The following is a 26,201-nucleotide window of genomic DNA, read 5'->3' on the forward strand; positions in this document are numbered from 1 at the left end:
CAGAAGGATGATTAGACTACATAAGAGAGAAGGGGAGATCCCATTGAACAGACTTTTCCGTAAAATAGCAGCCCTGGCCGTACCTGTGGCCGCAGCACTAATGGTATTCGCAGCCGTGGCAAGTGCGCATGTAACGGTCAGCCCGGCATCGTCAAGCACTGGTGCCTGGGAGACTTATACGCTCAAAGTACCGTCCGAGAAAGACATTGCTACTGTGCAGGTTGATCTGCGCATCCCGGCCGGAGCTGCGTTCAAGCAATACGAGGCTTCTCCCGGCTGGGACGTAACAGTGGATGGCGACAAGGTCAGCTGGATCGCGAACGGGGACGGCATTCAGGCCGGACAGTTCCAGCGCTTCTACTTCACCGTCCAGAACCCGGCCGCCGCAGGCGATATCGCCTGGAATGCCTATCAGCATTATGCCGACGGCAGCGTGGTCCAGTGGTCCGGCGAAGAAGGCTCGGAATCCCCGCATTCCATCACAGCGATTGCCGAAGCTTCCGGCGGAGGCACCCACTCCCACGGCTCCATGGACATGGCGGATAACGGCACCATGACCATGGACGAGCATGAGGCGATTATGGAGGAAGAGGGGAACAGCTCCAGCGTGTCACCGATGCTGTACATTGCGCTCGGCATCTCGCTGCTGTCCTTCCTGCTGGCGGCAATTGCTTTGCTGCGGGGGAAGAAGGAGTAGGGCTGGAACCGGAGATTACCTGGAGCCCAGGTAAGAGGATTGAAGCAGGTAATTTGTACGAGTGATGTAGTAAGCATATCTGTTAGACTGGCCCAACTGGCTGTTCTGGCAAACAGGAACCCCCGCGCTTGAGGTGTGTATCATCCTCAGGCGCGGGGTTCTTTGTGGTTTGAGGAATGCTGGGATGTGGGGGATGTGGGATGTGGGGATGTGAGAATGGGAGAATGCTAGGATGCTGGAATGCTGGAATGCTGGAATGCTGGAATGCTGGAATGCTGGAATGCTGGAATGCTGGAATGCTGGAATGCTGGAATGCTGGAATGCTAGGGATGAGGGTGCAGGATGTGCTGATGTGCTTATGCGATGATCGGTTGCATTCCCGCTGACTGGTGCCCAGCGATTTTGTAAACAAACTTTATCTATGGATGCTCACGCACGCCGGTTGGGAACAACAGTTGGAAAAACAACACTTAATTCCGGGAAATTCCCTAACATACCGGGCGTAGTTGGAAAAACAACACTTAATTTTGCGGGATCAGGCAATTACCCGGTGTAGGGGCAGAATTAAGTGACATAAATCCAACTGTTCTTGCTGAAGCTCCAGAGCCGGGAGCAATAAGTGTTATAAATCCATCTGTTATCCGGGTGCGGCGGTTCTACGAGCGAAGCGGCTGCTAAATGACAGGTCACATGAGAACAATCTTTACGGATGAGTTACTGACACCTATTCCGGGTGTGTTCCACGAATTTCCACATGTAGCCTTACAACTTATCCACTAACGTATTCCAGGTCAGCTCAATAATCGCGGTCATTTTATTCGGTTCGTTGGATACATAGGTAACCACTGCGTTCTTATCCGGAAGCATAATTACATACTGGCCATACATTCCGTCGAGCCGGTAGGAGTTAGGATAGGAGTTCATCCACAGCTGATATCCGTAACCCTGGTGATAATCTGGGGTTGCAAAGTCAGGAGTGAAATCATCAGTCTTTATCTGGACGGAAGTTGCTTGCTCCACATAACCGGATGGAATGAGCTGTTGCCCGTTCCACGCGCCTTTATTCAGGAGCAGCTGTCCGAATCTGGATAAATACTCTGCGGTTAAGTGTAACCCCGAGAACCCTTGCGGGAATCCCAGCGGACATCTGTCCCACTCCGGCTTGGGAATATCAAGCGGGTGGAATATTTTCTCATACAGATAGTCGTCCAGGTTTGCTCCAGTAGTGCTGCTAATGATTCTGGAGAGCATATAGGTGGCTGAATTATCATAGGTGAAATGAGTCCCAGGCTCAAAGACAACCGGCTCCTCAAAAAACAGCTCAGCAATATCCCATTTCTGCCCGCTTCTCCAATCCGCCTTATTCACCGGACATTCCGCATGCCCGGACCCCATACACAGCAAATGATGGATCGTGATCCTTTTCAGAAATTCCGTGTTATTACTGCAGGTATGGAAATAATCAGGAAAGAAATCTACTACAAGATCATCAAGTTTGAAATTTCCCTCATGAACGGCAATCCCCACAGCCATGGAAGTAAAGGTTTTGCTTGCAGAGTATAGTAGGTGCGGCTGTTCCTCCTCAAAATCATGCCTGGCCATCAGCTCACCGTTCTGTCTGACCACCACATTCAAAACGCGCAGATTCTGCTTGTTCACCAATGCTACCAATTCGTCTAATAGTACAGTGTTCATTGTTTCGCCTCCGTAAGCAACAAAGTTAAGACTATTTGGAATTTGCCTAGTCTTACTATAGCTGGATATGTATTATACTGTAAGTGATATTGGTATGAGTGTTATAACTAACAAGACCCGATGTATTGTGGACGCTTGCGGAGGTGGATATATGGCTGCGAACTTCAATGTAATTACTTTTACCAAAAGGATAATTGATTTAAGCTGGCTACTCAAAGTCCTTCAAGGAAGAGGTTACGATGCTAATATTAATCAGATTGAATCTATCGGAAATTGGGAGTTCAACGATTTAATAAACCACCCGCAGGATGTTGAGATTGCAGAAGTCCTAGAGCTTCTTGAGAAAGGCCGAATTTTACTGATATTTGGTGAAATCCAGTCTTTTAAATTTGTAGTGATGTTAAGTAAAACTGATACCATCTATGAAACAAGAGTGTCTTTGGATACAAAATACATAGAATACTTAGATAGCGATACGCTTAATGATGTTACCCGGCCTATTTATGATGAAATTTCGAATGTACTGTTATCTTCCGAAATGGTGAATAAGTTACTTGTTTCTGCATTAGGTGTCGAGGTAGTTGTGGACTACGATGAGGATTTTAATAAGATGAATTTTGATAGCCATAATGTGGTGAGATGGGTTTTTGGAACGCAGGAGGGTGCAGGTAAACGTGATCTTATGGGTTACACGCGGGTAGCTGCTGGTGTTTGGGATAGAAATATTCAAGTATGACGACATAATGATGTAGAAGTTATATGGCGGGGAGATATCAAATGTCAGTATACTTTATGGACAATATTTTTCAGGAAAATGATATTGAACCTATGAAATGATCTTAAAGAGATTAGAGAAAATTATCGGATTTTAAAAGGAGTTCCTTATTTTGAAGATGAACGGTAGTTGTTCTTTCACAATACGTAATGAAGCTTTAGATTTTGATTACATTACTAAAAGATTAGCATTTAAACCAAATTCAATCCTGAAAAAGGGGCAGGCCATCAGAAAAGAAGCAGTGACTCAGGCTCCCTTTGATATTTGGCGATATGAAGTAATAATATCTGAAGAAGTTGAACCGGAAGAAGCACTACAGCTTTTACCGAATGATCTAACTCCCAACTTTAAAGAAATTAATGAGTTAACAAGTCTTTATAAAGATGTTGGAATTGATTGTTACTTGAGATCGGGTTATGGCCAAATGGGCTTGTAGCTTACGACTGAAATGATGAAGAAAATATCGATTTTAGGATTAGGGCTTAATATACATATTCTTTCCTTTGGTGGGGTTGAAGAGGATGACTAGTACGAAACGGGAAAGGATAGGGGATTCATGTCAATCTCAGCCTCTATAAATATAAGTTTAAGCAATCATAGTCGTGAAAGCTTATCGTTACCGGATTTGTTTCAAAACTTTGAAAATGAAGGTTGGACATACGTAAAAAGTAATGGTGAGATTACTATACTGCCTTTGGGTGATGATGATTATAATTGGACATCTAGTGTACTTAATAGAGACAGCTTCTTCGATATCTTGAAAAAAAAGCAGGATCAAAAAGAGATTATTGGAATTGAGTTAATGCGGGTAGATTCTGAAGTTGGATGTGAGTTACTAATCTTTAATACAAATCAAATGATGTTTAGTTTATCAATAGCAAGAAAGAAAATTAATGCAAAAGATGATATAGATATTACTGATTTTAGTTGGTATTTGGAACGTGTTTTGCCTGTTTTAAAGAATTTACAAGTGGAACAAATAAGCTGTGAACAATTTTAGTAAGGAGTTTTTATTCTGGTTCTGATTGAGAGTGCTTAGAGAGGCGATAATTATACGATTCCATATAAATTAACTCAATATGAAGGGCTGATATAATATCTTTAAGATGGAGTTAACATTTGAGAAGCCGTTGGAAAGTATACCTGAAACAGAATACTTAATACCTGATTTAGAACTTGATGATGAAGTGGCTATTCTAATGTGTATATGCACAGCATTTGAAATTTCACAATCTGTATCTTTCGTTGTTGGTGGTTTTGGGCAAGATAATTGGCCTGTTGATTGTAGAACGGATCTATGTACTGTAATTGAACAAGTCCCTGATATATTAGGGAAAACAAGAGCGGGTATATACTCCTTTGAATTAGATTTCTACGAACAGGGAATTGAGAGACGGCTCCTATTCAAGGAGGATACAAATCTTGTTAAGGTCACTTGCATTAGTCGTACTAAATGGGAACCTCATCCAAGTTCAGTGTTTATGGAAAAGACCGTAGTTTCCAAAATATTTGAAGAGATTTATAGCGATTTTTGGGATTTAAGCGCTGTGTTGTGTAAGGGCATTACATGAAAACTTCATCCTAATTGAAAAATACCAAGCAATAGAAGATTCAATGTAGCTTATGATTTTTAATATATGATAAGGTGCTTATTTGAGAAACAGAACAGATCGACCGGCGGGTTCAGAGAGATTGCAAGCTTGAAGCTGCAGGCGGAGGGAGTACATGAACGACTTGAAAACATTTATTATCATCGGAATTATAGTCGTTGTATTGATCATACTGGCACTTGGCCTGGAGCGGCTCAAATCGGAGCGGGCCGCAGGGGGAAGAGCTGAATTCTCAGGTTCACTCTACGATCTGGTCAGTACGTTTAAGGGGGATGCGGCCACCAGCCGCGCCTTTACCTGGTACACCGGGGACCCCGGAGCAGACGGCTGGCTTGAGGTAATAAAGGGCAAGACGTCTGATTTTACCGGAGATGGGGTCATTAAGGTTCAGGCAGCCAATACCACGGTCAAGACGGATCAGGGTACAGCAGGCGTGCACAAAGCCGAGATTACCGGACTGGAGCCGGGAACACGCTACACTTACCGGGTAGGCAGCGGAGAGGAAGAGGAGTGGAGCCCCGCATACGGGTTCAGCACTGCGGAAGCGGACAGCGGTCAGGTGACCTTTATCAACGTTACGGATTCCCAGGGAGTAACAGATGCGGATTTCGCAATCTGGGGCAACACTTTGGAACAGGCATTCAAGACCTTCCCGGCAGCAGAGTTTATTGTGCATAATGGTGATTTTACTGAAGATTCGGAGGATAGTGCGGCGTGGAATAGCTTCTTTGGCTATGTTCAGAACAGGGTGGCCAGTGTGCCCCTCATGCCGGTGACCGGTAACCATGACGAGATTGATGAAGAGGCGGAGCTGTTTACCTCACATTTCAATCTGCCGGATAACTGGGCCAAGGGTTCGATCGCCGGCACTTCCTATTCCTTCGATTACGGCCCGGTCCATGTGACTGTGCTGAACACAGAGAGTAATCTGAAGAAGCAGGCTGACTGGCTGAAGAAGGATCTGGCAGGTACGGATAAGCCGTGGACAATCGTAGCGATGCACCGTCCGGCGTATGGAGGGAACATGTACAGTAAGGTCGAGGACTGGACGGCGATTTTTGACAAATACAAGGTGGATCTTGTGCTGCAGGGACATAATCATGAGTATTCCCGTTCTTATCCGCTGCGCGCCGGTCAAATTGTACCCGAGAGTGATGGTGGCAATGTTACAACAGGCGGAACGGTCTATGTGGTGACCAACGCCTCCGGGGCCAAATTCAACGGGAAGAAGGAAGACTTGTTCTACCATAAGGTTCATTTCCAGAATAACAAACCGATGTTCGCGGGAATCACGGTTAGCGGGGATACCCTGACTTATCAGGCGTATGATACAGACGGCAACAAGCTGGATGAGTTTGTTTTGAAGCATTAGTAAGCGAGGTTCTTTTGGATGACATTCCAACAGAACCTTTTATTGTTAAAATAGTAATAAAAAGTGTGAAAATGGTACGATGATTGCTGACAGTTTTCATATGAATTCGACCGTTTTCCCTCACGGTGCAGGTTGTCAACGCTCTATAATGAAAGCGTTATTAAAGAAAGAACCTGGGAGGTTAGAACCGTGATTCGAAAACGTATCCGAAGAATGGGAATGGTTGTCCTGCTGGCGGCAATGCCCGGCTCCTTGTTTACCGTTTCTCCCGCAGTAACTCATGCCGCAGCAAGTGAAGCCTACAACTGGAACAGCGTGGTTACCGGTGCAGGCGGAGGGTTTGTTCCGGGCATTATTTTTAACCAGACTGAGCCGAACCTGATCTATGCACGGACGGATATCGGCGGTGCCTACCGCTGGAATCAGGCATCCGGCAGCTGGACATCGATCAGTGATTCTGTCGGCTGGGTGGACTGGAACAAGAATGGCGTAGACGCGCTGGCTACCGATCCGGTGAATCCGGACAAGGTGTATATGGCTACCGGTACTTATACGAACTCATGGGACGGAAATGGACAAATCATGCGCTCCAGCGACCGGGGGAATACGTGGCAGACAACGCCGCTGCCGTTCAAGGTTGGCGGTAATATGCCTGGACGTTCGGCCGGGGAACGGCTTGTGATTGACCCCAATAAGAACAGCATCCTGTTCTTCGGGGCGCGGAGCGGGAACGGCCTGTGGAAGAGCGCCGACTCCGGGGTCACCTGGTCCAAGGTCAGCGCCTTCCCTAATGTGGGGACGTATATTCAGAATCCGACGCTTGATTACGGCAATGACCTGGTGGGGTTATCCTGGATTACTTTTGATAAAAGCACAGGCACCTCCGGGAATGCCACCCAGACGATTTATGTGGGAGTAGCGGATACGGCAAGCAGTGTCTACCGCAGCACGGACGGGGGAGCAACCTGGTCTGCTCTGCCTGGTCAGCCGGTAGGTTATCTGCCGCATCATGGTGTGCTGTCATCTACTGGCGATCTGTACATTACGTACAGTAACGGTGTGGGGCCGTATGACGGAAGCAAAGGTGAGGTCTGGAAATGGAACACAACAAGCGGGGTCTGGACCAATATCAGCCCCTCCACAGGAACGGATAACTGGTACGGGTTCGGCGGTCTCGCTGTGGATGCTCAAGACCCTGACACGGTTATGGTCTCCAGTCTGAATGCGTGGTGGCCGGATGAAGTGATCTTCCGCAGCAAGGACGGCGGTGCATCCTGGAGCCGGATTTGGGATTGGGGATTTTACCCGGAGCGGAGCTATAAATTTGCCATGGATATTACCGCTGCGCCATGGCTGAATCATGGCATTACCGACTCTACCTCACTCGACCCCTCGCCGAAGCTGGGCTGGATGATGGGGGATCTGGAGATTGATCCGTTCAACTCCAACCGGATGATGTACGGTACGGGTGCGACCATCTATGGTTCAAATAATGTAGGCGCTTGGGATACCGGCGGGAAAGTCAATATTTCCGTGATGGCGAAGGGAGTAGAAGAGACTGCAGTGCTGGGGCTGATCAGCCCTCCAGCAGGAGCGCACCTGATCACCGCACTCGGGGATGTGTCCGGCTTCCGGTATGATGATGTCACTGCAGCACCGGTGAAGTTCCAGACAAGTCCCTCCTGGGCAACCACAACCGGCATCGATTATGCTGAGTTAAGTCCAGCCTATGTAGTACGTGTTGGCGGTGCGGATAAGGAGAAGACACCAAGCATGAAGTCGATTGGAATCTCCAATGATGGGGGTATCAATTGGTATATGCCAAATGGCGAGCCTTCGAACGGAACCAAGACTACCGCAGGACAGGGACAGGTGGCAGTATCGGCGAGCGGAAACTCCATCCTTTGGAGCACCTCGGATATTGGAGTATATTATTCGAAGACTACCGGCAACACTTGGACCGCAAGCGCAGGGGTTCCGGCGGGAGCCAAAATCGCTTCGGACAGAGTGAATGCGAATAAATTCTATGCCTTCTATGCGGGAACCTTCTATGTAAGTACAGATGGCGGAGCATCCTTCACGGCTACGGGGGCAACAGGCTTCCCTACCAATAATGTCGGCGATCTGCAGCCTAATCAGGCCCAGATCAGTCTGAAAGCCATGCCGGGCATTGAAGGCGATATCTGGTTCGCCGGCGGCAATACGGTTGAGAACAAATATGGCATATGGCACTCTGTCAATTCAGGTGCAAGCTTCACCAAGCTGGCCAATGTTGATGAGGCTGACCTCATCGGGTTCGGCAAGGCAGCGCCGGGCCAGAGCTACATGGCACTCTATACAGTAGCTCAGATCGACGGTGTGAGAGGGGTCTTCCGCTCCGATAATGCCGGGGCGAGCTGGGTACGGATCAATGACAATGCCCATCAGTATGCCAAAATCAACATGGCCATCACCGGAGATCCGCGCATCTACGGACGCGTATATCTGGGCACCAATGGCCGGGGCACCTTATACGCCGATCCGGTGAATCCTCCGGCGGCAGGCTCAACGATCACGCCGGTCAGCGCCAGCTTCGACAAGAAGACGGCGAATCAGGCGGATATCGCCGTGACGATGACGCTAAACGGGAACACGTTAAGCAGCATTAAGAACGGTGCGTCAACGTTGACCGCCGGAACGGATTACACTGTGAGCGGCTCGGCAGTCACGATCAGCAAGGCATATCTGGCAGCGCAGGCGGTGGGTACGACAACGCTTAGCTTCAATTTCAGCGCCGGAGCGGCGCAGACCTTGGCTGTTGCAGTTGTGGACACAACGGCACCGGCCAGTAATTCTGCGATCACGCCGGTCAGCGCCAGCTTCGACAAGAAGACGGCGAATCAGGCGGATATCGCCGTGACGATGACGCTGAACGGGAACACGTTAAGCAGCATTAAGAACGGTGCGTCAATGTTGACCGCCGGAACGGATTACACTGTGAGCGGCTCGGCAGTTACGATCAGCAAGGCGTATCTGGCAGCGCAGGCGGTGGGTACGACAACGCTGAGCTTCAATTTCAGCGCCGGAGCGGCGCAGAACTTGGCTGTTGCAGTTGTGGATACAACAACGCCGGCCAGCAATTCTGCGATCACGCCGGTCAGCGCCAGCTTCGACAAGAAGACGGCGAATCAGGCGGATATCGCCGTGACGATGACGCTGAACGGGAACACGTTAAGCAGCATTAAGAACGGTGCGTCAATGTTGACCGCCGGAACGGATTACACTGTGAGCGGCTCGGCAGTTACGATCAGCAAGGCGTATCTGGCAGCGCAGGCGGTGGGTACGACAACGCTGAGCTTCAATTTCAGCGCCGGAGCGGCGCAGACCTTGGCTGTTGCAGTAGTGGACACAACAGCACCGGCCGCTGGCGGCCTTAAAGTTCAGATGTACAACAGCGGCACAGCGGCTGCGGCCAATACGCTGAGCCCGAAGATTAAGCTGATGAATACCGGCACGGCTGCAGTTTCACTGGCCGATGTAAAGCTCAGATACTTCTACACTATTGACGGTGAGCAGACCCAGAGCTTCTTCTGCGACTGGTCGCAGGTGGGAAGCGCAAATGTGACCGGGACGTTTGTGAAGCTTCCGGTTGCCAAGACCGGGGCCGATTATTACCTGGAGCTTGGATTTACAAGTGCTGCAGGCTCACTTGCGGCCGGGGAGAGCATAGACATTCAACTGCGGGCGTCCAAGTCGGATTGGAGCAATTACACCCAGACCGGAGATTATTCCTTTAATGCAGCGGGCACAGCTTATACCGATTGGGCCAATATTCCAGCCTATATCTCCGGCAGCCTGGTATGGGGAAATGAACCTTCTTGATTAGGAGTTCAAGTGAGTAGAGTAGCAGAGTCTTGAACAGTTTCGAACAGACAGCCCCTCTCCATATTATTGCGGAGGAGGGGCTGCTTGGTGTTTGTAGAATGAATCTGCCAGCGCTGTAGAGGCTATAAAGTCTGTCCGCTGTCGACTGTTATGATCTGCCCGGTCATGGCTTCCTGAGCGAGCGCGGAGCAGATGAAACGTGCGATATCTTCCGGCGCGGCAATGCTCTGCAGCAGCAGGTTCGGTGCGAGCTTATGCATCTGCGCTTCCCGGCCTGCCCACCACCGCGTCGCTACGGCTCCTGGGGCAACGCAGTTGACCCTTATGTCAGGGGCGAGAGCCTTGGCCAGTGACCGGGTCAGTCCGTGAACAGCCGCTTTGGACACGGCATAAGGAAGTGATGAACCGGCACCCGTATTTCCGGCAATACTTCCGAGGTTGACGATGGCCCCATGCCCGCTGCTTTTCATATACGGGGCGGCTGCCCGGGCACAGAAGAACATACCTTTGACATTCACGCCGTATAATTCATCCCACACTTCGGAGGTGACTGCCTCCAGATCATCCATAGGAATATGCTGAGTGATGCTGGCATTATTCACCAGCAGATTTACAGTGTCGTAGGTCTGTACTACTTGTTCTACCATTGCCCGTACCTCGGCATCTGCGGACACATCAGCTTGTACAGCAATGGCCTGCCCACCCTGCGCTATGATCATGTCAACCGTTTCCCGGGCTTCCGCTTCCGAACGGGAATAATTTACGGCAACCTTTACGCCTTGCCCGGCAAGCTCAAGGCAGGTAGCCCGACCGATACCTGTTCCTCCGCCTGTCACTATTGCGGTTTTACCCCTCAGATCCATCCTTATCCGCTCCCGACTACTTATTGTTATTGGATATCCTGAGTACAATTGTAATCAGTTTGCCTGGTTTTGTATAATTGAATGAAATGAATGCTTGGTTCAATAATATTGAACTAATCGAGCGAACTAGAGGGACTTCAACAGCAGATGGTCAATGGACTCTGAAATGAAACACCCTCAAGCTCAGGGCAGGCTGAATGACATTCGCCATTCCCTATTGCACTCTGTACAGTAGAATTCTGTTAATTCAGTGACTTTGAGCAGAAATCAGAAAATCAATTGTATGGAGTGCAACAGAACTGATTTTAGCGCATGAAAACGCAAATTCTATTGTAGAAAATGCAATGAAGAACGATAGGACGGCGGAAAACGGGAGTCTTACTGGAAAGAGGTTAGCGCAAATGGATTTCAAAACTTTAAAAACCTTTCAGGCCATTGTAAGAACAGGAAGCTTTAACCGTGCAGCCGAAGAGCTTAGCTACGCCCAGTCTACGGTAACAATGCAGATCCAGAAGCTTGAGGCTCAGCTGGGCGTTCAGCTGCTGGAGCGCGGCAAACAGCAGGTGATCCTGACGGAGGCCGGGAGGCTGTTCCATGAGCAGAGCCTGCAGATTGTGAAAGACATGGAGCGGCTGCAGAGCAGTCTGGCTGATCTGCAGTCGGGCGGAGCTGGGAGCGTCCGGATCGGTGCAACCGATCCGACTGCGAGTTACCGGCTGCCGCAGCTTTTGCGCATATTCATGGAACAGTTTCCCCGGATCGTACTTTCAGTAGAGATTGCTGGAACAGCGGCTCTCAGCGGGCGGCTGCTTCGGGGAGAACTCGACATGATCCTGTGTTCAGCCCCGCAGCTTGGGACGGAGCTGTATTTCGAGCCGCTTTTCACCGAGGAGTTCGTGCTGCTGCTGCCTGAAGGTCATCCTCTGGAGACGGAGAAGGAGATTACTGCGGACCTGCTTCGCGGACACCGTCTGCTCATTACGGCTGCGGATTGTCCTTACCGTAAGAAGCTGGAGAGTATTTTGCAGGAAGCAGCCGGTCCCCCGCTGAACACCATGGAAATCGGCAGTATGTCCTCCTTGAAATTCTATGTGGAGAACGGTATTGGGATGGCTTTTGTGCCTGAGATTACAATACAGACTCTTCCGTCTGGTACAGTGGTCAGGAGACTGTCAGGGCCGGCAGTTGATATGAGCTGCGGAATCGCCTGCAGAATAGCTGATTACCCGCTGAGAGGGGCGAGCTTACAAGTCTATCAGTTTTTGAAGCGGGAACTGTGGATACCTGTGCATATGTAGAATAGAGCTGATAAGAACCGTTTTTGACAACTATACATTACTTCCACATCCGGCAATTCATGACGAAACTCATGGGCGGCCGGTTTTTTTTGTGTAAGGATTGAATTTATTGTACTCAAAGGGAACCTTTGTCCCGCAGTGGACCAATATAGAGTGAAAACCAATACAGAAAGGAGAGAGACAGATGACTGAGGGAGAGCTGCATGGCTGTCTGCAAAGGCTGAAAGAAGGAGACAAGGATGCTTTCACTGCGCTGCATGACAGCATCAGGCACCAGGTGTACGGGACAGTCTGTCTGCTTGTTGACCGGCAGGGCGATGTGGCAGATGTAGTGAATGAAATCTACATTGAATTGTTCCGTAGTCTGCCGCAGTATGACAGGAATCGGCCCTTTGGGGCATGGCTGAACGGAATGATTGTACGGCAATGCAGCAACTGGAGCCGGAGAAGCTGGCGCAGGCTGCGCATCCAGATCCGCAGCAGGGAGAATGCATCAGAGTTGTTGCTGCCGGGGGCGGATACACCGCTCCTTGAGCAGGAACAGCGGGGAGAGCTGCTTCAGCTGGTGGCAGGGCTTCCCCCTAAACTGCGCAGTGTTGTTGTCCTTCGCTACTATGGGGAATGCAGTTTTGACGAGATTGCCTCTGCCCTGGAGATACCGTTGGGTACCGCTAAATCCAGGCATCACAAGGCAATGCGCAAGCTGCGGCAGCAAGCCGTATTCACAGAGGAAGATGAGATGAAGGGGGACTATACATGCCTGTCGAAAGTCAATTGAAACGGGAGTTTGCCAGCTTTAAGCAGAATACAGTAATGCCGGAACAGCTGGAGACACAGATTTCCGCAAGCTTTGATCAGTACTTTAAATCCCAAAACGAATGGAAAACCAAAAAACACATTCGCGGCACTGCAAGGATAGCGGTTGTTCTCTGCGGAATAATGCTGTTCGGAGGCGTGGTTTATGGTGCGGATAGGTTATGGGCCGTTACATATGGTTCTACTGGAATAGAGGCGATTGTTCATTCGGACTATACTGAATCCGTTGAACACGGTGAGCACGTGAAGCTGCTTGTTGAAGACATTCAGACTAAACTGGCTGTGAATGAATCCGCCTTCCTGTATGTGTCACTGCCCGAAGGGGGATATGACCTGCTTAAGGTAAACCGTCCGCAGCTGTTCTCCGATCTAGAGAGCTGGAAGGAGGTCATCGAGCCAATTACAGGAAAGCTGGCTGTACCTAGCAGTCTGCCGGAAGGATATTATTTTGCCGAAGCGAGGTCTGACAGTCAGCTTGGGATTATAGACGAATCCTGGGTAAAGAAATACACCAATGTCCTCTCGAAAAGGGTCAAGCCCGGTGAGGATTATGCCTGGATCAAGAGCTTCAATACTCCTAATAGAATAGCTAAGACTGTAAGCCCGCAGCTCATATATGAGGGTCCAAGAGGAAAAAGTGATGCAATTGTAGTTAAGTATACGCCTAGCGGACTGGAAGCGCAGCTCACAGCAAATTTTGCGGGGGCTACTACGGTTGAGGAGATAAAGGTTGGATCTTTAGATGCTTTATATATTGTGAATAAAGAAGCTTATGGGAACCAAAACAACTATTATGCTTATATCCAGTGGATCGAGCTAGGGGAGAATAGCGAATGGAACATTCTGCATGAAGTAAGCACAGAATCACCGGACGTATCCAAAGAGACTTTGCTTAAAGTTGCCGAAGGGCTGCGCTAAAGCAGCCTATGCCAAGGTCAGCTTTATGCTTGTCCGGCTATAACTAAAAAAATCCCCTATAACACATATAAACCTCTATTATTGATAGCTTCATCAACAATAGAGGTTTATATTATAACCACTATACCCATGTTCTTCTCAGACTCCTTATCCTATCCTTTGTACTCAGCCGGGTAGAAATCGTCCGAGGCGGCAGTCAATTTGCCTATCCTGCCCGTTAAATCTTCTCTAATTCATCCGCTGACCACGATAGGATTGATTGTGGGCTTTTGAGCTTAAAGAAGCTCATACCATTTCGTGTAGGGATGGATTGAAGGCTATAACGCCAGGATCAAAGATATAGTCTCAAGCTCAGGGAGTACAGCTGCTTAAGAGGACTGCCGGAGATTCTGCCCCCGCATGCGTTCTTACCGCAGTGTATGGTTCCTTGAGTTGATACCTGTATTATACCGGGATTCACCGCAGCCGTAAAAAGGCGAATACTTTAAATTTGCGGTTATTTTTCGCCGTAAGATCATGTAAGCGCTATTATGCTTCCTTATCCTTAGTTTTTAGGAGGATTCAGAACAATAGTTATTCACTCTAAACTTGATCCAACGTAACCCAGTCGCTGTAAGGAGGGATAAATACTCTGGACCGCAATCGGCGGTGTCAATCCGCGGACTGATTGCCGGTATATCGAAGCGGATTTCTTGCTGAAGTGGACTGAGAGGCCGTTATTTCGCCAAAAAGCCTCATGATCCGGAGGATTCGGACTGAGAATCCTTTATCCTGTTCTTTTAAGCGCTAAAACAAGGCGTTTCAGGATATTAACGGAATCTCAGTCCGAATGTCCTGCGAATTCGCCATTTCTTCGCAAATAACGGAATCTCAGTCCTCCTCACAAGCTGATGAGTTCATGAGCCCGTGATGCTCCAGCCAATCTCCAGACAAGCTCAGGTGAGGAAAAGTGCAATTGCTAAGCTTCTTAGCACCAGCATGATTTGTCCGCAGGTAAGCTTCACAATCTCTAGCTTGATTCACCTGCAGGGCAAAATTGGTGCCCTGGAACAGTGCCGTCTTATAAAATGGACGGCAAAAGCCTTGCCGTTTGCTGTATAATTTACTGATTGTTATGTTGCGGTTCAGCTATCCGGGTACTTGAAGGAGGAAGAAAAGGATGCGTTTGTTTGGAGTGAGGCTTGACGGAACCCGCAGCGGGTTAATCAAGTCTTTTCTGGAGGATAATTATGTATGTGCGGGAGATCCCTTTGCTGGAGATCTGGAGACTAGCGGAAGAGAGGATATCCGCAGCAGACTTGCTGCATCCGGAGCTTATCAGGGGCAAGAGCTGGAAGAGGCACTTGGCAGTTTAGACATCTTCATCAACGTGATGCAGGATGGGGATTATGTGCTGATTGCGGATGAGGAATGGGTATACCTTGGCGATCTGGGGGATTATTTCTATGATGCCCGGCAGGAGAGTGTGGAGGGCGGAACTGCGCACCGGCGCGGAGTAACCTGGCTGAAGAGTCTGCCCCGTACAGCTGTGAATTCTGCAGTACAAGCACTGCTTGCTTCGGATCAGGAAGTTACCCGTTATTCAGGAGTGCTGCCTGCAGCAAGAATGGATTTGTGGCTTGCAGACTCTTCGGCTGGCGATGTAGAAGCTGCTCATTCCCCGGCCCGTGTGGATGAAGCCACAATAGCTGAGGCGCTGGCTGTTCTGAAGGCTGCCCTGCACAGTCCCGATGCGGAGCGGCGGGAACGCGCGGCAGCGGCTATACTGCATTATGCCAAATGAACATCAGACTGAAGCTTTATCTTATAAAATCACAGCAAAAAGGTCTTCCGGTTAAGCTGCCGGAAGACCTTTTTGCTGTCAACTATGAAACAGGGACTTCTCTGAACCAGGTGTAGGCTCAGATAAATTCTACAAACTCATTAACCGGCTTGCGGTAGCCGCGCGGTCTAATTTTGTGCTTGTTGTCTTTGCCGATCGTAATCAGCATTACCGGAACGAAGTTATCGCTGAGTCCGAGAGTAGCTTTCACCGCCTCCGGATCAAAACCGATCATCGGGCAGGTATCCCATCCCTTGTCCTTGGCAATCAGCATGAACTGCATAGCCGACAAGGAAGCATTGCGGATCGCTTCATCCCGCTGGAAAGCGTCTTTTCCGGTGTAAGAATCATTAATAGACTGAATAGTACGGTCGTAATCGTCTTCACTCATGGCTCCCAGCATTTTAAGTCCGCTATAGATTTCTGGAGCCTGCTGGTAGGCATTTTTATCACCCAGCACGACGATGACAGCCGATGCAGTGTGGATTTTGTATTGGCCGTACGCACCTTTACGGATTTCTTCCTTCACAGTATCATCGCTAATGACTTTGTAGTGGGCGTGCTGCAGGTTGAAGGCCGATGGAGCCAGCCGGGCCAGTGAGAACATCTCCTCCAGCTCATTCTGTGGGATTTTCACCCCTTCAACGAAATTCATAGCCGATCTGCGGGACTGAACTAATTCTGAAAAAGTACTCATAAATAATGACCTCCATTGGGATATGTATGTTGGTTAGTATTAATCAATAGCTGATATTAATAAATAAACTTACAATAAGTTACTTGCTTAAAATATCACGACCACAAGCATACGTCAATGATTAAACAACATTAAATTGTGAATTTTAGTTCAAATAGTCGATAAGTTTTGAAAAAGTGAGAAAAGAAGTGATTTTAATCACAAAATAGGCTATAAAGCCAAAAACATTGTGACATTTATTACAACCGGAATGTTATAATAGTCACATAGTTTCAGTGGATGAATACTTTTAAGCAGCAATGCCATTGTAAAGGAGACTTTGATATGTCAGAAACCATTACCCAAACCCCTTTGGAACAAGAAATACCCGCAGCAGGCCTTCCCCAAGAGGATTTGCTGAATCAGCTTCTGAAACCGGAAGTTCAGGAATCCCTGATCCTTCTGGTGGAGCAGCTGCCGCAGATTACCCAACTGGTGAATGTATTAACCAAATCGGTCGATTTCGTACAATCGGTTGCAACGGATGAAGTATTGAAAAATGATACGGTAGGCGCAATCAAGGAGATGGCGGGTCCTGTGGTAGGCTCTGTCAAGAATCTGGCGGCTACGGTTATTGAAGCGAAAGACCGCGCGGATGCAAGCAGTGAAACCATCAGCTTGTTTGGCATGATGAAAATGATCAAGGACCCGCAGGTACAGAACGTGCTCCGTTTCATGAATGCATACCTGCAGGTCAGCGGCGAACGCCAATCCGGTAAGTAATTATTGTTCAAATCTTAATCGTAAGGACGGGGGAAATATGATGTCAAAACACATAGTTATTCTAGGTGCAGGTTATGGCGGCTTATTGAGTGCGCTAACCGTGCGCAAATACATGAGCAAAGCTGAAGCCAGAGTTACAGTGGTTAATCAGTATCCAACACACCAGATCATTACCGAGCTACACCGCCTTGCGGCAGGTAGTGCTTCGGAACAGGCGGTTGCCATGCCGCTCGCGAAGCTGTTCGCCGGTAAGGATATCGATCTGAAGATTGCCAAGGTTAATTCGTTCTCGGTAGAGAACAAGCAGATCGTCCTCTCAGATGGTGTAATGCTGACTTATGATGCTCTCGTTGTCGGTCTGGGCAGCACGACGGCTTATTTCGGCATTCCGGGACTTGAACAGTACAGCATGGTGCTGAAATCGGCGGCGGATGCACTGAGGATTCACGGACATATTGAAGACCGGATTCGTGAATATGCCAAAAGCGGCAACGCGGCCGATGCAACCATCCTGATCGGCGGGGGCGGCTTGACAGGTGTTGAGCTTGTAGGTGAAATTGCCGATGTATTGCCCAAGCTGACTAAGAAATATGGAGTGAACCCGGCTGAAATCCAGATGCTGCTCGTAGAAGCCGGACCGAAGATTCTTCCGGTCCTGCCGGATCATCTGATTGAGCGCGCTACAACCAGCCTCGAGAAACGCGGAGTTCAGTTCCTGACTGGTCTTCCCGTTACGAATGTAGCAGGCAATACCATTGATCTGAAGGACGGCCGCCAGATTGTGGCGAATACCTTCGTCTGGACCGGTGGCGTGCAGGGCAACCCGCTGATCGGTGAGTCCGGGCTTGAAGTGAACCGCGGCCGCGCAACCGTGAATGAGTTCCTGCAATCCACTTCACACCAGAATGTATTTGTAGCCGGTGACAGTGCGGTTGTGTTCGCACCGGACGGCCGTCCGTATCCGCCAACGGCACAAATTGCCTGGCAGATGGGTGAACTGATCGGCTATAACCTTTACGCTTACCTGAATGATAAAGCCTCCGAGACCTTCAGTCCGGTGAATTCCGGGACACTTGCCAGTCTGGGACGCAGAGACGGAGTAGCGATTGTCGGCGGCAATTCCACACCGCTGAAGGGTCTGCCGGCAACGCTGATGAAGGAAGCAAGCAATATCCGGTATTTAACCCATATTCACGGGTTATTCAGTCTGGCCTATTAATTCTCTCCTAACCATCTATACCTATTGCAGGCCGCTTCCATGCGGTAGATCATCCCCTTCAACCGCCAGTAGGCAGTTGAAGGGGATTTTTCATGCATTCAGACGGTGCAAGGAGAGCTGTGTGAAATTACATAGTAAATTACTGGAAGTTTCTTTATCCTGAATGAGGTATACATCCTATATATGAACTTTTTGCGCAGCACTAGGAGGAGAAGATGATTCAGAACGGATTTATCTGCAATTGGATGGAGGTTCAAACGGACGGGCAGGGTCGCGGATTGTATTATAAATATTCTGCACACCGTGCACCTGCTGTCATCTTTATTTCCGGATTAGGGGATGGTTGCGATTCCTGGAGCGGTGTCCAGGAGAATATTGCACAGCATGCCTCAACGCTCGCTTATGACAGAGCGGGTACCGGGACCAGCCCGGGAGTGCCAGGACCGCGCACCTGCCAGGATCTGGTGGAGGAGCTGTACCGGCTGCTGGCACTGCTGGATATTAAAGCCCCTTACATTCTGGTCGGTCATTCCTTTGGCGGTCTGGTAGCCAGACTGTTCGCCTGCTGCTATCCGGAGCGGATTGCGGGAATTGTACTGATAGATGCTGCAGGCGAATATAAGGAGCTTACTTATGAGCGGGTGCTGCCCCCGCAGCATATCGCTGCGAACCGGGCGTACCTGCTGAACCCTTCGCTCAATAAGGAGCAGATCGATAAGATGCAGAGCTATAAGCAGATCTCTGCTGCCCGGGGTTCCATGCCAAGCCAGGTTCCGCTATCGGTGATAACCAGGGGGCTTGCGGATGAGGAGGGATCAGACTGGCCGGCACATGCGATACTGGAGATCGAGCAGAAGAACCAGGCGGAGTTCCTGGAATTATCTTCAGCCAGCAGACAGCTGATTGCGCCGGGTAGCGGTCATTATATCCATCATGACCAGCCCGGGCTGGTCATTGAAGTAATCATAGGGATGATACAGGCTCATTCCAACGGGCTTAAATACTGATATCAGCGTCTTCACAAGAACTTTCACAATACTGGTGATTAGCTTGATCGCACAGCGCCACAAGGAGCATCCTTTCCTTACATCTGAGGGTTTCCGGCTTCTGAAGTTGAGCGGATCGCCGCCAGGTTCGGGGGCCTGGCAATCAACCGAGAAGCCGCAGAAGGCAACCTGAATACTGTCCTGCATGAAGCGCTTAGAGCCGTGAACAGATTTACTCCGTAAATATGTAATGAAAACGTATTCGCAGGAAAATCTATTTGTTATAATGTTGATGTTTATACCATTTCAGATGTTTTCATAGGAGGATTTCAGGCATGCCATTTCAAAAGAACGATATCATCCTGTTCCAGGGTGATAGTATCACGGATTGCGGCCGCAATTACGCAGACGCTTCATCACTTGGTGTAGGTTACGCGCTGATGGCGGGCGCTCGTCTTGGGCTGCAGTATCCGGAGAAGAACCTTACCTTCATCAACCGCGGCATCAGCGGCAACCGCGCCGTGGATCTGCAGGAGCGCTGGGACCGGGATTGTCTGGAGCTTAAGCCGACCTGGGTGTCGATTTATATCGGTGTTAATGATACCTGGCGCTGGTTCGATTCCGGGCAGGAGACTACAGCAGCTGAGTTTGAGGCTTCCTACCGTGATCTGATTGAACGCACCAAGCAGAGCCTGGATGCCAAGCTGGTGCTGGTTGAGCCGTTCGTACTGCCGGTGCCGGAAGACCGTAAAGGCTGGCGTAAGGACCTGGACCCGAAAATTCATGTGGTCCGTGAGCTGGCCCGTGAATATGGCGCTGTATTGGTCCCGCTGGACGGACTGTTCGCCGCCGCGTCGGTTAAGGCCGAGCCTGCCTTCTGGGCCGGGGATGGCGTACATCCTTCACCTGCCGGCCATGCGCTGATTGCAGAAGCCTGGATGAAGGCTGTAGGGGCTATAAGCTAAAGCGGAATATAGCAGACTACTTCCTACATATTGAATTTGCTGCTCAGACCGGTTCCTGCGTATCAAGCGGACCGGTTTTTGCCATACACCGGGGCGGATAGGTTTCCTTCTGAACGGAAGCGGGAGATCCGTGAATTTCACTCTGCTTAAGAAGGCTGTTATACTTGTATCATACATAAGGATGTGGAGGTGGAACCCATAAGGCGGCTACAGCTGATTCTGCCTGTTTTTCTGGTTGTGCTATTAAGCGGCTGCCAGAATGCTTTCGGCTACATTAATTCAAGATGGATTTCTGAAATTGATTTGACCTATAACTCTATAGAGAGCCAAGCGGAGACGGCTCCCTCTGAGTCCAGGATTTTCAAAGACGGCGAGTTCATTAAGACGATGGCTTCTGCCATGAATACAAGCAAGCGTATTGCGGGAGAGCTGGATTACGATGCGGATTTCCGCATGAAGCTGGTGTACGGGGACGGCTACACAGAAGAATTTATTCTGGGTCTGGGCGAGCAGGAGGGGAACACCGGTCTGCTGCTGTCCGCTGAGCGCAGCGGGACAGGCTATACAGTCTCCGCCAAGAATGCCGATAAGCTGCGCAGGCTGATCTTCAGCGGCGGAAGTCCAGCAGCGGCGAAGTCCGAAGCGGATGAGGCATCGGTGGTAACTCAAGGTCCGATAACGGTCTCACGCAATGATTTAATCCCGGTCACAGGAAACAAGGAATTTCTGAACCTGCAGCTGCTGAAAGGCAGCTACAGCGAGGATTGGTCCATCCCTTCCCCGCTGGCTGGACGGAACTGGAGCGGGCAATTCCGGCTGGCCATTACGGATGAACAGGGCGCAGCACTGGGCACGTTCGCGCTGAGCCGGCATTTCACCGAAGAATTGAGCTTCGGCGATTTGTTCCAGATTCAGTTCGCTGATTACAACGGAGACGGTAATCCCGATTTTACGGTTGGCCAATATGGTTCTTCGAATGGATCATTGTTCAAGCTGTTTACATTGAGACCGGATCATACGATCCAGGAGCTGCAGATTAAGGGGGCGGCATCCGGGCTGTTTATCAGTAGTCCTGAACGGTATTCGGTCAAGCTGGAGGCAGTCGAAGGCGGTTTCCGGGCGGATCATTATGACAACGCTCTTGGCAGGCAGGTTGAGTCTTCATACCGCTGGGACGGAGCTGCTTTTCAGGAAGTAGCCCCCTGAACCGCGGCTGAGAAGATAAGGAAGTGGAGGACCTGCAATTGTACAATATAATCGCTGTAATCTCCGATATACATAGCAACAGGTTTGCACTTGAAGCCGTGCTTAGAGACCTGGACAATCTGAAGGCTGATCTTATCGTCAACCTGGGCGACAGCCTATTCGGGCCGCTAGACCCTCTGGCTACTGCAGAGCTGCTGATACAGCGCCCAGATATAATCAACATCATGGGGAATTGTGATGAGCTGCTGCTGGAGGAGACGGGTACATCGCTCACCTACCGTTATGTTAAACCGCTGCTCCGGGAACAGGAAGAGAGCTGGATCCGAAGCCACCGCGGAACGTGGAGCTACGATGGATTATTGTTCTGTCACGGAACACCGTGGAGCAATACCGAGTACCTGCTGGAGGAACTTACGCCAGCTGCCGGTCCGGTCTATAAGCCGGCGGAACAATTGGCGGCGGAGCTGCACAGGATAGAGGAGCGGATTGTTTTTTGCGGGCATAGCCATGTGTTCCACTTGCTGGAGCTGCCGGAAGGAAAGCAGGCGGTGAACCCCGGAAGTGTAGGCCTGCCCGCGTATGAGGAGGAACTTCCATATGCCTATGTTATGGAGTCGGGCACGCCTTTAGCCAGCTATTGCTTGTGCATCAGGGACAATGGTTCACCGGGCGGCTGGTGTATTGACCACAGGCTGGTTGAATACGACTGGGACAAGGCGGCGGACCTTGCGGAAGAGGCCGGGCGGCCTGATTATGCGGTGGCGATCCGCTATGGACGGATGACCGGAGAATCAACAGATACGAGAGGAATGTGAACAGGATGACGAGCGAGACACTGCAGGATTTGCAAGGACTGAAGGCAGCCGGTAAAGTGGTAGGCCACACCATCGCCGAGATGAAGAAAAGTGTAGTTCCCGGAATGACGACTGCGGAGCTGGACGAAGTGGGTGCGAGGATTCTGAACCATTTTGGCGCGAAATCTGCCCCTAAGGTAACCTATAACTTTCCCGGAACCACGTGCATCAGTGTCAATGAAGAGGTGGCACACGGAATCCCGGGTCAACGGGTGATCCAGGCCGGCGATTTAATCAATATTGATGTCTCGGCCGAGCTGAACGGGTACTACGGGGATGCCGGTGTCTCTTTTCAACTGCCTCCTTATAATGAGAAGCTGGTCCATCTCTGCCGGAGTACGGAGGAAACTATGATGAGTGTGATTAATCACCTCAGAGCGGGAATGAAGGTGAACGAGATCGGCCGGGTCATGGAGTCGGAGGCACACAAGCGCGGCTACAAGGTTGTGCGCAATCTGTGCAGCCACGGCATCGGCAAATCGTTGCATGAGAAGCCTTACGAGATCCTGCCGTTCTATAATCCGCGGGTAACGACTGTGCTGAAGGAAGGTCAGGTCATTACGATAGAGCCATTCCTGTCTACGGGTGCGGATTTTGTAGAGCAGCAGTCGGATGGATGGACGCTCAGTGTGGCGGACAACAGCCGTGTTGCCCAGTATGAACATACAATTGTGGTCACCAAAGGCAAACCGATTATTCTGACAAGCGCCTAAGAGCTTAGCACCTAAGAACGAACAGATACGGTCTGCCCTGAAGAGGGTGGACTTCTTTATTATTGTATTCTAGCAATGGAGGGACAAAGAATGGACAATCTACCGCAAGTCAGCAATGCATTCATGACGTTTATGAAGGAAGCACCGGAGCAGCAGAAGGCCTGGGGGCAAGTCGTGCAGAAGCTGGATGCAGCAAGTGCGCTTGATGCCAAAACAGAAGAAATTGCCTATATCTCCGTACTCGCGGCAGTCAGGCTGGAGAGCGGGCTGGCCTTTCATGTCAAGCATGCCAAATCACTCGGCGCTACCCGTGAGGAAATTATCAGCGCAGTCCTGCTGCCTCTTCCGGCTGTAGGCAATGTGGTCATTCAGGCCTTGCCCGTTGCTTTACAGGCTTACGACAGCGAGTAATATTGCAGAACGACGGATATAGAAGGAGCGGGTAGCGTGAAAATTGCTTTTATTCTGTTTGACGGCATTACGTTTTTGGATTTTGCGGGTTTTTATGATGTAATCTACAGGCTGCGCCAGTTCCCTGCAGGGGAAGGGCTGGAGTGGGATATCTGCGGTCCGGCCGGAGAAATCACAGATGAAATGGGGCTTACGGTCAAAACAGGTACAGTGCTGCCGGATTTGTCAGTGTATGATCTGGTATTTGTACCCGGCGGGTTCGGGACGAGGGCATTGCGTCATGACGAGAGCTTTATCTCCTGGCTTCAGGGAGCAAGCGGGGTTCCCTATCTGGTATCCGTATGCACCGGTGCCCTGCTGCTGGGTGCTGCCGGATTGCTCGAGGGACGCAGGGCCACAACACATGCATCGGCATATGAGCTGCTTGAGCCGTATTGCCGGGAAGTCGTTCAGACCCGGATTGTGCAGGACGGGAATGTTATTACCGGGGGCGGGGTCTCAACCTCAATTGATCTGGGATTATACCTGGTATCCTTATTTGCCGGCCCGGAGGCTATGGCTGCCGTGAAGCAGCAGATCGACTATCCGTATGACGCGCAAGGTATTGTAATGTACTCCAATGAAGGAAACCATTGAAACCGGAGGGATGAAGGTGAATAGTGGCAAGCTTACCGCATTGCCGTTTCAGCAGCAGATAGAGAACAGTGAGCAATGGCCGCTGCTCGCAGAGGATTTCATGAACCGGAGCGGGCTGCCGGGTCCGCGGGCGAACCTGAGCCTTGCCGGGGAGTTCGCCGGGTATTACGCCCGTTCTGGACTTTCTGCACAGTCTTTGTCGCTGCTCGCTTCCTGGACTGATATTTCTGCAGCGGAGGCGGAGGCTAATGACCCGAAGGAATATCTTCCGTTCTGTGCTTTACTGGCTTGCGGTGCCTATTACGGATATGCGGAGCAGGGAGAAAGATCCGGGATAGAAGGCAGGCTGCGCAGGGCGATGAATGATTCAAGATGGCGCGTCCGTGAGGCGGCGGCAATGGCGTTGCAGCAGATCGGAGAGTTCGGCTTCGGGCTGCTGGCTGGGGTGCTTGAAAGCTGGAGAATGGAAGCGACCATACTGGAACTGCGAACTTTTGTCGCCGCGCTGGCGCATCCTCCCTTGCTTAAGGATTATTCTTGTGCAGCGTATAGTCTGGAGCTGTCAGAGCAAATCCTGGATGAGCTGCTGTCGGGCAAATACAGTGAAGACGATCCTGAGCATCTCCGCGTATTATCCAAAGGAATGGAATATGCGCTTAGCCTGTTTGTCGCCAGCCAGCCGGATGCGGGCTTTGCCTTGCTGCGCAGACTGGCCGGGAGCGGCGATAAGCGGATGATCCGGATCGTAAAGAGCAATCTGGGGAAGAAACGGCTGAGTCAGAAGTACCCCGAAGAGGTCACGGAACTCCTTGCAGGATTGACAATTGTCTAGAATGTAACTATTATTGTTACATCTACCGGGAAGCATTCTGGTCAGTATGAAGGTCAGTATGAAGGAGAGATTCCCATGAACATCAGCACCCGGTTTGCGGTCGCTATTCATATTCTAACTTTAATAGACAGCAACAAAGACGGTAAAAGCACCTCGGAGTGGATTGCCGGCAGCGTTAATACGAATCCGGTTGTCATCCGCCGCCTTACAGGCATGCTGAACAAGGCCGGTCTGGTGGAGGTCCGCCCCGGTGTAGCCGGTGCGAAGCTTACCCGAAGTAGCGCGGATATCACGCTTCTGCAGATTTACAAGGCGGTCAATGCAGTGGAGGAGGATTCATTGTTCTCTGTCCACGAGCATCCGAATCCGGAGTGTCCGGTCGGCAAGAACATTGCCGGGGCGATTATTCCCGTGTTCTCGCTTGCGCAGAAAGCGATGGAGAATGTGCTGCAAGAGGTTACACTGGATCAGATCGTACATCAAATTCCTGTTTCGTGAGGCAGAGGAGGAATGTGCTATGCGAAACTCTATGCGCAAGCGAAAAGGCGCTGCTTTCTGGATAACGGTATTGCTCGGGCTCGGGCTATTGTATCTGCTCATTTTTCCTTCTCCTACACCTGAGCTCGCTGTACGCAAGAGCCTGCTGATCCGTGATCCTGCAGCTGCCTTTGCGGGCAGGGTTACAGAAGGACAGATTAAGGATGATCCAAGGTACGGTAATCTGTACTATGCTGAAGAAACAGAGCGAAGCTACATCTATGTGAAGAAAAGCAGGCTGGGCTGGCATGTAACCTCAAGCGGCACCGGCCCGTGATGTAAGATTTTGTAGACTGCCACAGAAACTTAAGGAAACTTTCAGCATAGCTTTATGTACGCTTAAGGTTCGGGGATTATATTAAAGATCTCCACCCCCCAGTGGATACATTTATGATAGACTCCGCCGTGCCTCGGCAGGGTCTATCTCTTTGTTTAGGACTTATAAATTCATCAAACCTTTATGTGTTTTTCATCAGGCGTTAAGGTTGGGCCTGTATATTAATCACATGACCCCCTTATAATAGACTTTGGCCCTGCCGGTTCCCGGCAGGGTCCCTTTTTTGCGGCTGTAGAAATCGCTGGTACTGTCTTTACACATTATTCCAGATGGTTTAGACTGACACCAGGTGTGGTTTGCTGCAATAAATGGAGAA

At 50.1% G+C, this 26,201-nt stretch carries 27 protein-coding genes; 24 read left to right on the top strand and 3 right to left on the bottom strand.

The features are described 5' to 3' along the window. Positions 1 to 43: 43 nt before the first annotated feature. The gene (locus R50912_RS13550; RefSeq protein WP_052416302.1) at positions 44 to 697 is read left to right on the top strand and encodes a YcnI family copper-binding membrane protein; all 654 of its coding nucleotides are present in this window, start codon (positions 44 to 46) and stop codon (positions 695 to 697) included. Between the two features lie 762 nt (positions 698 to 1,459). On the opposite strand, the gene R50912_RS13555 is transcribed toward R50912_RS13550, so the two are convergent. Continuing rightward, positions 1,460 to 2,392 carry a serine hydrolase domain-containing protein gene (locus R50912_RS13555; protein ID WP_042235495.1) on the bottom strand — a complete coding sequence of 311 codons (933 nt, stop codon included), beginning with the start codon at positions 2,390 to 2,392 and terminating at the stop codon, positions 1,460 to 1,462. Between the two features lie 151 nt (positions 2,393 to 2,543). Between R50912_RS13555 and R50912_RS13560 the strand changes: the two genes are divergently transcribed. The 6 genes from R50912_RS13560 (at position 2,544) to R50912_RS13585 (ending at position 10,010) form a co-directional block, all read left to right on the top strand. Further along, positions 2,544 to 3,128 (top strand): hypothetical protein, encoded by a 585-nt coding sequence (locus R50912_RS13560; RefSeq protein WP_042235496.1) that lies wholly within the window; start codon positions 2,544 to 2,546, stop codon positions 3,126 to 3,128. A 157-nt stretch (positions 3,129 to 3,285) separates the two neighbouring features. After that, positions 3,286 to 3,603: a DUF4279 domain-containing protein gene (locus R50912_RS13565; protein WP_231637893.1), complete on the top strand. Its 318-nt coding sequence runs from the start codon at positions 3,286 to 3,288 to the stop codon at positions 3,601 to 3,603. Positions 3,604 to 3,723: 120 nt separating this feature from the next. Next, positions 3,724 to 4,167, top strand: a complete 444-nt coding sequence (locus R50912_RS13570; RefSeq protein ID WP_042235500.1) for a hypothetical protein — start codon at positions 3,724 to 3,726, stop codon at positions 4,165 to 4,167. A 106-nt stretch (positions 4,168 to 4,273) separates the two neighbouring features. Beyond that, the gene (locus tag R50912_RS13575) at positions 4,274 to 4,738 is read left to right on the top strand and encodes a hypothetical protein (RefSeq protein ID WP_052416304.1); all 465 of its coding nucleotides are present in this window, start codon (positions 4,274 to 4,276) and stop codon (positions 4,736 to 4,738) included. Between the two features lie 154 nt (positions 4,739 to 4,892). Then, on the top strand, positions 4,893 to 6,149 hold the full coding sequence (locus R50912_RS13580; protein ID WP_042235502.1) for a purple acid phosphatase family protein: 1,257 nt from the start codon (positions 4,893 to 4,895) through the stop codon (positions 6,147 to 6,149). 192 nt (positions 6,150 to 6,341) lie between these two features. Then, complete coding sequence (locus R50912_RS13585) at positions 6,342 to 10,010, top strand: X2-like carbohydrate binding domain-containing protein (RefSeq protein ID WP_442950517.1); 3,669 nt, start codon at positions 6,342 to 6,344, stop codon at positions 10,008 to 10,010. 125 nt (positions 10,011 to 10,135) lie between these two features. On the opposite strand, the gene R50912_RS13590 is transcribed toward R50912_RS13585, so the two are convergent. Further along, on the bottom strand, positions 10,136 to 10,876 hold the full coding sequence (locus R50912_RS13590) for an SDR family NAD(P)-dependent oxidoreductase (RefSeq protein WP_042235504.1): 741 nt from the start codon (positions 10,874 to 10,876) through the stop codon (positions 10,136 to 10,138). A gap of 401 nt (positions 10,877 to 11,277) precedes the next feature. Between R50912_RS13590 and R50912_RS13595 the strand changes: the two genes are divergently transcribed. The 4 genes from R50912_RS13595 to R50912_RS13610 all read left to right on the top strand — a co-directional run bounded on the left by R50912_RS13595 (position 11,278) and on the right by R50912_RS13610 (position 15,691). Further along, positions 11,278 to 12,174, top strand: a complete 897-nt coding sequence (locus R50912_RS13595; RefSeq protein WP_042235508.1) for a LysR family transcriptional regulator — start codon at positions 11,278 to 11,280, stop codon at positions 12,172 to 12,174. Between the two features lie 184 nt (positions 12,175 to 12,358). Then, entirely contained in the window at positions 12,359 to 12,952 is a 594-nt protein-coding gene (locus R50912_RS13600) for a sigma-70 family RNA polymerase sigma factor (RefSeq protein WP_042235510.1), read from the top strand. 35 nt (positions 12,953 to 12,987) lie between these two features. Next, on the top strand, positions 12,988 to 13,908 hold the full coding sequence (locus R50912_RS13605; RefSeq protein ID WP_156123109.1) for a hypothetical protein: 921 nt from the start codon (positions 12,988 to 12,990) through the stop codon (positions 13,906 to 13,908). Between the two features lie 1,159 nt (positions 13,909 to 15,067). After that, positions 15,068 to 15,691, top strand: coding sequence for a hypothetical protein (locus R50912_RS13610; RefSeq protein WP_042235515.1), 624 nt, complete (start codon positions 15,068 to 15,070; stop codon positions 15,689 to 15,691). 118 nt (positions 15,692 to 15,809) lie between these two features. Here the strand turns inward: R50912_RS13610 and R50912_RS13615 are convergent, their stop codons facing one another. Next, positions 15,810 to 16,427 (bottom strand): nitroreductase family protein, encoded by a 618-nt coding sequence (locus tag R50912_RS13615; protein WP_042235519.1) that lies wholly within the window; start codon positions 16,425 to 16,427, stop codon positions 15,810 to 15,812. A gap of 324 nt (positions 16,428 to 16,751) precedes the next feature. Here R50912_RS13615 and R50912_RS13620 point away from each other — a divergent pair, with 324 nt between their 5' ends. The 13 genes from R50912_RS13620 to R50912_RS13675 all read left to right on the top strand — a co-directional run bounded on the left by R50912_RS13620 (position 16,752) and on the right by R50912_RS13675 (position 25,825). Then, entirely contained in the window at positions 16,752 to 17,189 is a 438-nt protein-coding gene (locus tag R50912_RS13620) for a DUF1641 domain-containing protein (protein WP_042136226.1), read from the top strand. A gap of 40 nt (positions 17,190 to 17,229) precedes the next feature. Further along, positions 17,230 to 18,408 carry an NAD(P)/FAD-dependent oxidoreductase gene (locus R50912_RS13625; protein WP_042235522.1) on the top strand — a complete coding sequence of 393 codons (1,179 nt, stop codon included), beginning with the start codon at positions 17,230 to 17,232 and terminating at the stop codon, positions 18,406 to 18,408. 215 nt (positions 18,409 to 18,623) lie between these two features. After that, a complete protein-coding gene (locus R50912_RS13630; protein ID WP_231637850.1) occupies positions 18,624 to 19,415 on the top strand; it encodes an alpha/beta fold hydrolase in 792 nt (263 codons plus the stop codon). A gap of 34 nt (positions 19,416 to 19,449) precedes the next feature. Continuing rightward, positions 19,450 to 19,587 (top strand): hypothetical protein, encoded by a 138-nt coding sequence (locus R50912_RS34935; RefSeq protein ID WP_231637851.1) that lies wholly within the window; start codon positions 19,450 to 19,452, stop codon positions 19,585 to 19,587. 142 nt (positions 19,588 to 19,729) lie between these two features. After that, the gene (locus tag R50912_RS13635; RefSeq protein WP_042136230.1) at positions 19,730 to 20,359 is read left to right on the top strand and encodes an SGNH/GDSL hydrolase family protein; all 630 of its coding nucleotides are present in this window, start codon (positions 19,730 to 19,732) and stop codon (positions 20,357 to 20,359) included. A gap of 189 nt (positions 20,360 to 20,548) precedes the next feature. After that, positions 20,549 to 21,565 carry a YhfM domain-containing protein gene (locus R50912_RS13640; protein WP_156123111.1) on the top strand — a complete coding sequence of 339 codons (1,017 nt, stop codon included), beginning with the start codon at positions 20,549 to 20,551 and terminating at the stop codon, positions 21,563 to 21,565. A 38-nt stretch (positions 21,566 to 21,603) separates the two neighbouring features. Then, positions 21,604 to 22,380, top strand: coding sequence for a metallophosphoesterase family protein (locus R50912_RS13645; RefSeq protein WP_081956488.1), 777 nt, complete (start codon positions 21,604 to 21,606; stop codon positions 22,378 to 22,380). A gap of 5 nt (positions 22,381 to 22,385) precedes the next feature. Then, complete coding sequence (map, locus tag R50912_RS13650) at positions 22,386 to 23,132, top strand: type I methionyl aminopeptidase (protein WP_039297084.1); 747 nt, start codon at positions 22,386 to 22,388, stop codon at positions 23,130 to 23,132. A 90-nt stretch (positions 23,133 to 23,222) separates the two neighbouring features. Next, the gene (locus tag R50912_RS13655; protein ID WP_042235531.1) at positions 23,223 to 23,543 is read left to right on the top strand and encodes a carboxymuconolactone decarboxylase family protein; all 321 of its coding nucleotides are present in this window, start codon (positions 23,223 to 23,225) and stop codon (positions 23,541 to 23,543) included. 36 nt (positions 23,544 to 23,579) lie between these two features. Beyond that, complete coding sequence (locus tag R50912_RS13660) at positions 23,580 to 24,179, top strand: DJ-1/PfpI family protein (protein WP_042235532.1); 600 nt, start codon at positions 23,580 to 23,582, stop codon at positions 24,177 to 24,179. A gap of 16 nt (positions 24,180 to 24,195) precedes the next feature. After that, on the top strand, positions 24,196 to 25,011 hold the full coding sequence (locus tag R50912_RS13665) for a HEAT repeat domain-containing protein (RefSeq protein WP_197073081.1): 816 nt from the start codon (positions 24,196 to 24,198) through the stop codon (positions 25,009 to 25,011). Positions 25,012 to 25,086: 75 nt separating this feature from the next. Then, positions 25,087 to 25,509 carry an Rrf2 family transcriptional regulator gene (locus R50912_RS13670; RefSeq protein WP_039297077.1) on the top strand — a complete coding sequence of 141 codons (423 nt, stop codon included), beginning with the start codon at positions 25,087 to 25,089 and terminating at the stop codon, positions 25,507 to 25,509. Between the two features lie 19 nt (positions 25,510 to 25,528). Further along, positions 25,529 to 25,825 (top strand): hypothetical protein, encoded by a 297-nt coding sequence (locus R50912_RS13675; RefSeq protein ID WP_042235535.1) that lies wholly within the window; start codon positions 25,529 to 25,531, stop codon positions 25,823 to 25,825. The last annotated feature ends 376 nt before the right edge of the window (positions 25,826 to 26,201 follow it).

The organism is Paenibacillus sp. FSL R5-0912, assembly GCF_000758605.1.
Classification (GTDB): Bacteria; Bacillota; Bacilli; order Paenibacillales; family Paenibacillaceae; genus Paenibacillus_AQ.

Coding starts and splice junctions, on each gene's coding strand:
- R50912_RS13625 (WP_042235522.1), top strand. CDS start 17,230: ATGTCAAAACACATAGTTATTCTAGGTGCAGGTTATGGCGGCTTATTG.
- R50912_RS13610 (WP_042235515.1), top strand. CDS start 15,068: ATGCGTTTGTTTGGAGTGAGGCTTGACGGAACCCGCAGCGGGTTAATC.
- R50912_RS13580 (WP_042235502.1), top strand. CDS start 4,893: ATGAACGACTTGAAAACATTTATTATCATCGGAATTATAGTCGTTGTA.
- R50912_RS13555 (WP_042235495.1), bottom strand. CDS start 2,392: ATGAACACTGTACTATTAGACGAATTGGTAGCATTGGTGAACAAGCAG.
- R50912_RS13670 (WP_039297077.1), top strand. CDS start 25,087: ATGAACATCAGCACCCGGTTTGCGGTCGCTATTCATATTCTAACTTTA.
- R50912_RS13630 (WP_231637850.1), top strand. CDS start 18,624: ATGATTCAGAACGGATTTATCTGCAATTGGATGGAGGTTCAAACGGAC.
- R50912_RS13635 (WP_042136230.1), top strand. CDS start 19,730: ATGCCATTTCAAAAGAACGATATCATCCTGTTCCAGGGTGATAGTATC.
- R50912_RS13600 (WP_042235510.1), top strand. CDS start 12,359: ATGACTGAGGGAGAGCTGCATGGCTGTCTGCAAAGGCTGAAAGAAGGA.
- R50912_RS13560 (WP_042235496.1), top strand. CDS start 2,544: ATGGCTGCGAACTTCAATGTAATTACTTTTACCAAAAGGATAATTGAT.
- R50912_RS13605 (WP_156123109.1), top strand. CDS start 12,988: ATGCCGGAACAGCTGGAGACACAGATTTCCGCAAGCTTTGATCAGTAC.
- map (WP_039297084.1), top strand. CDS start 22,386: ATGACGAGCGAGACACTGCAGGATTTGCAAGGACTGAAGGCAGCCGGT.
- R50912_RS13565 (WP_231637893.1), top strand. CDS start 3,286: ATGAACGGTAGTTGTTCTTTCACAATACGTAATGAAGCTTTAGATTTT.
- R50912_RS13595 (WP_042235508.1), top strand. CDS start 11,278: ATGGATTTCAAAACTTTAAAAACCTTTCAGGCCATTGTAAGAACAGGA.
- R50912_RS13620 (WP_042136226.1), top strand. CDS start 16,752: ATGTCAGAAACCATTACCCAAACCCCTTTGGAACAAGAAATACCCGCA.
- R50912_RS13575 (WP_052416304.1), top strand. CDS start 4,274: ATGGAGTTAACATTTGAGAAGCCGTTGGAAAGTATACCTGAAACAGAA.
- R50912_RS13570 (WP_042235500.1), top strand. CDS start 3,724: ATGTCAATCTCAGCCTCTATAAATATAAGTTTAAGCAATCATAGTCGT.
- R50912_RS13675 (WP_042235535.1), top strand. CDS start 25,529: ATGCGAAACTCTATGCGCAAGCGAAAAGGCGCTGCTTTCTGGATAACG.
- R50912_RS13590 (WP_042235504.1), bottom strand. CDS start 10,876: ATGGATCTGAGGGGTAAAACCGCAATAGTGACAGGCGGAGGAACAGGT.
- R50912_RS13655 (WP_042235531.1), top strand. CDS start 23,223: ATGGACAATCTACCGCAAGTCAGCAATGCATTCATGACGTTTATGAAG.
- R50912_RS13615 (WP_042235519.1), bottom strand. CDS start 16,427: ATGAGTACTTTTTCAGAATTAGTTCAGTCCCGCAGATCGGCTATGAAT.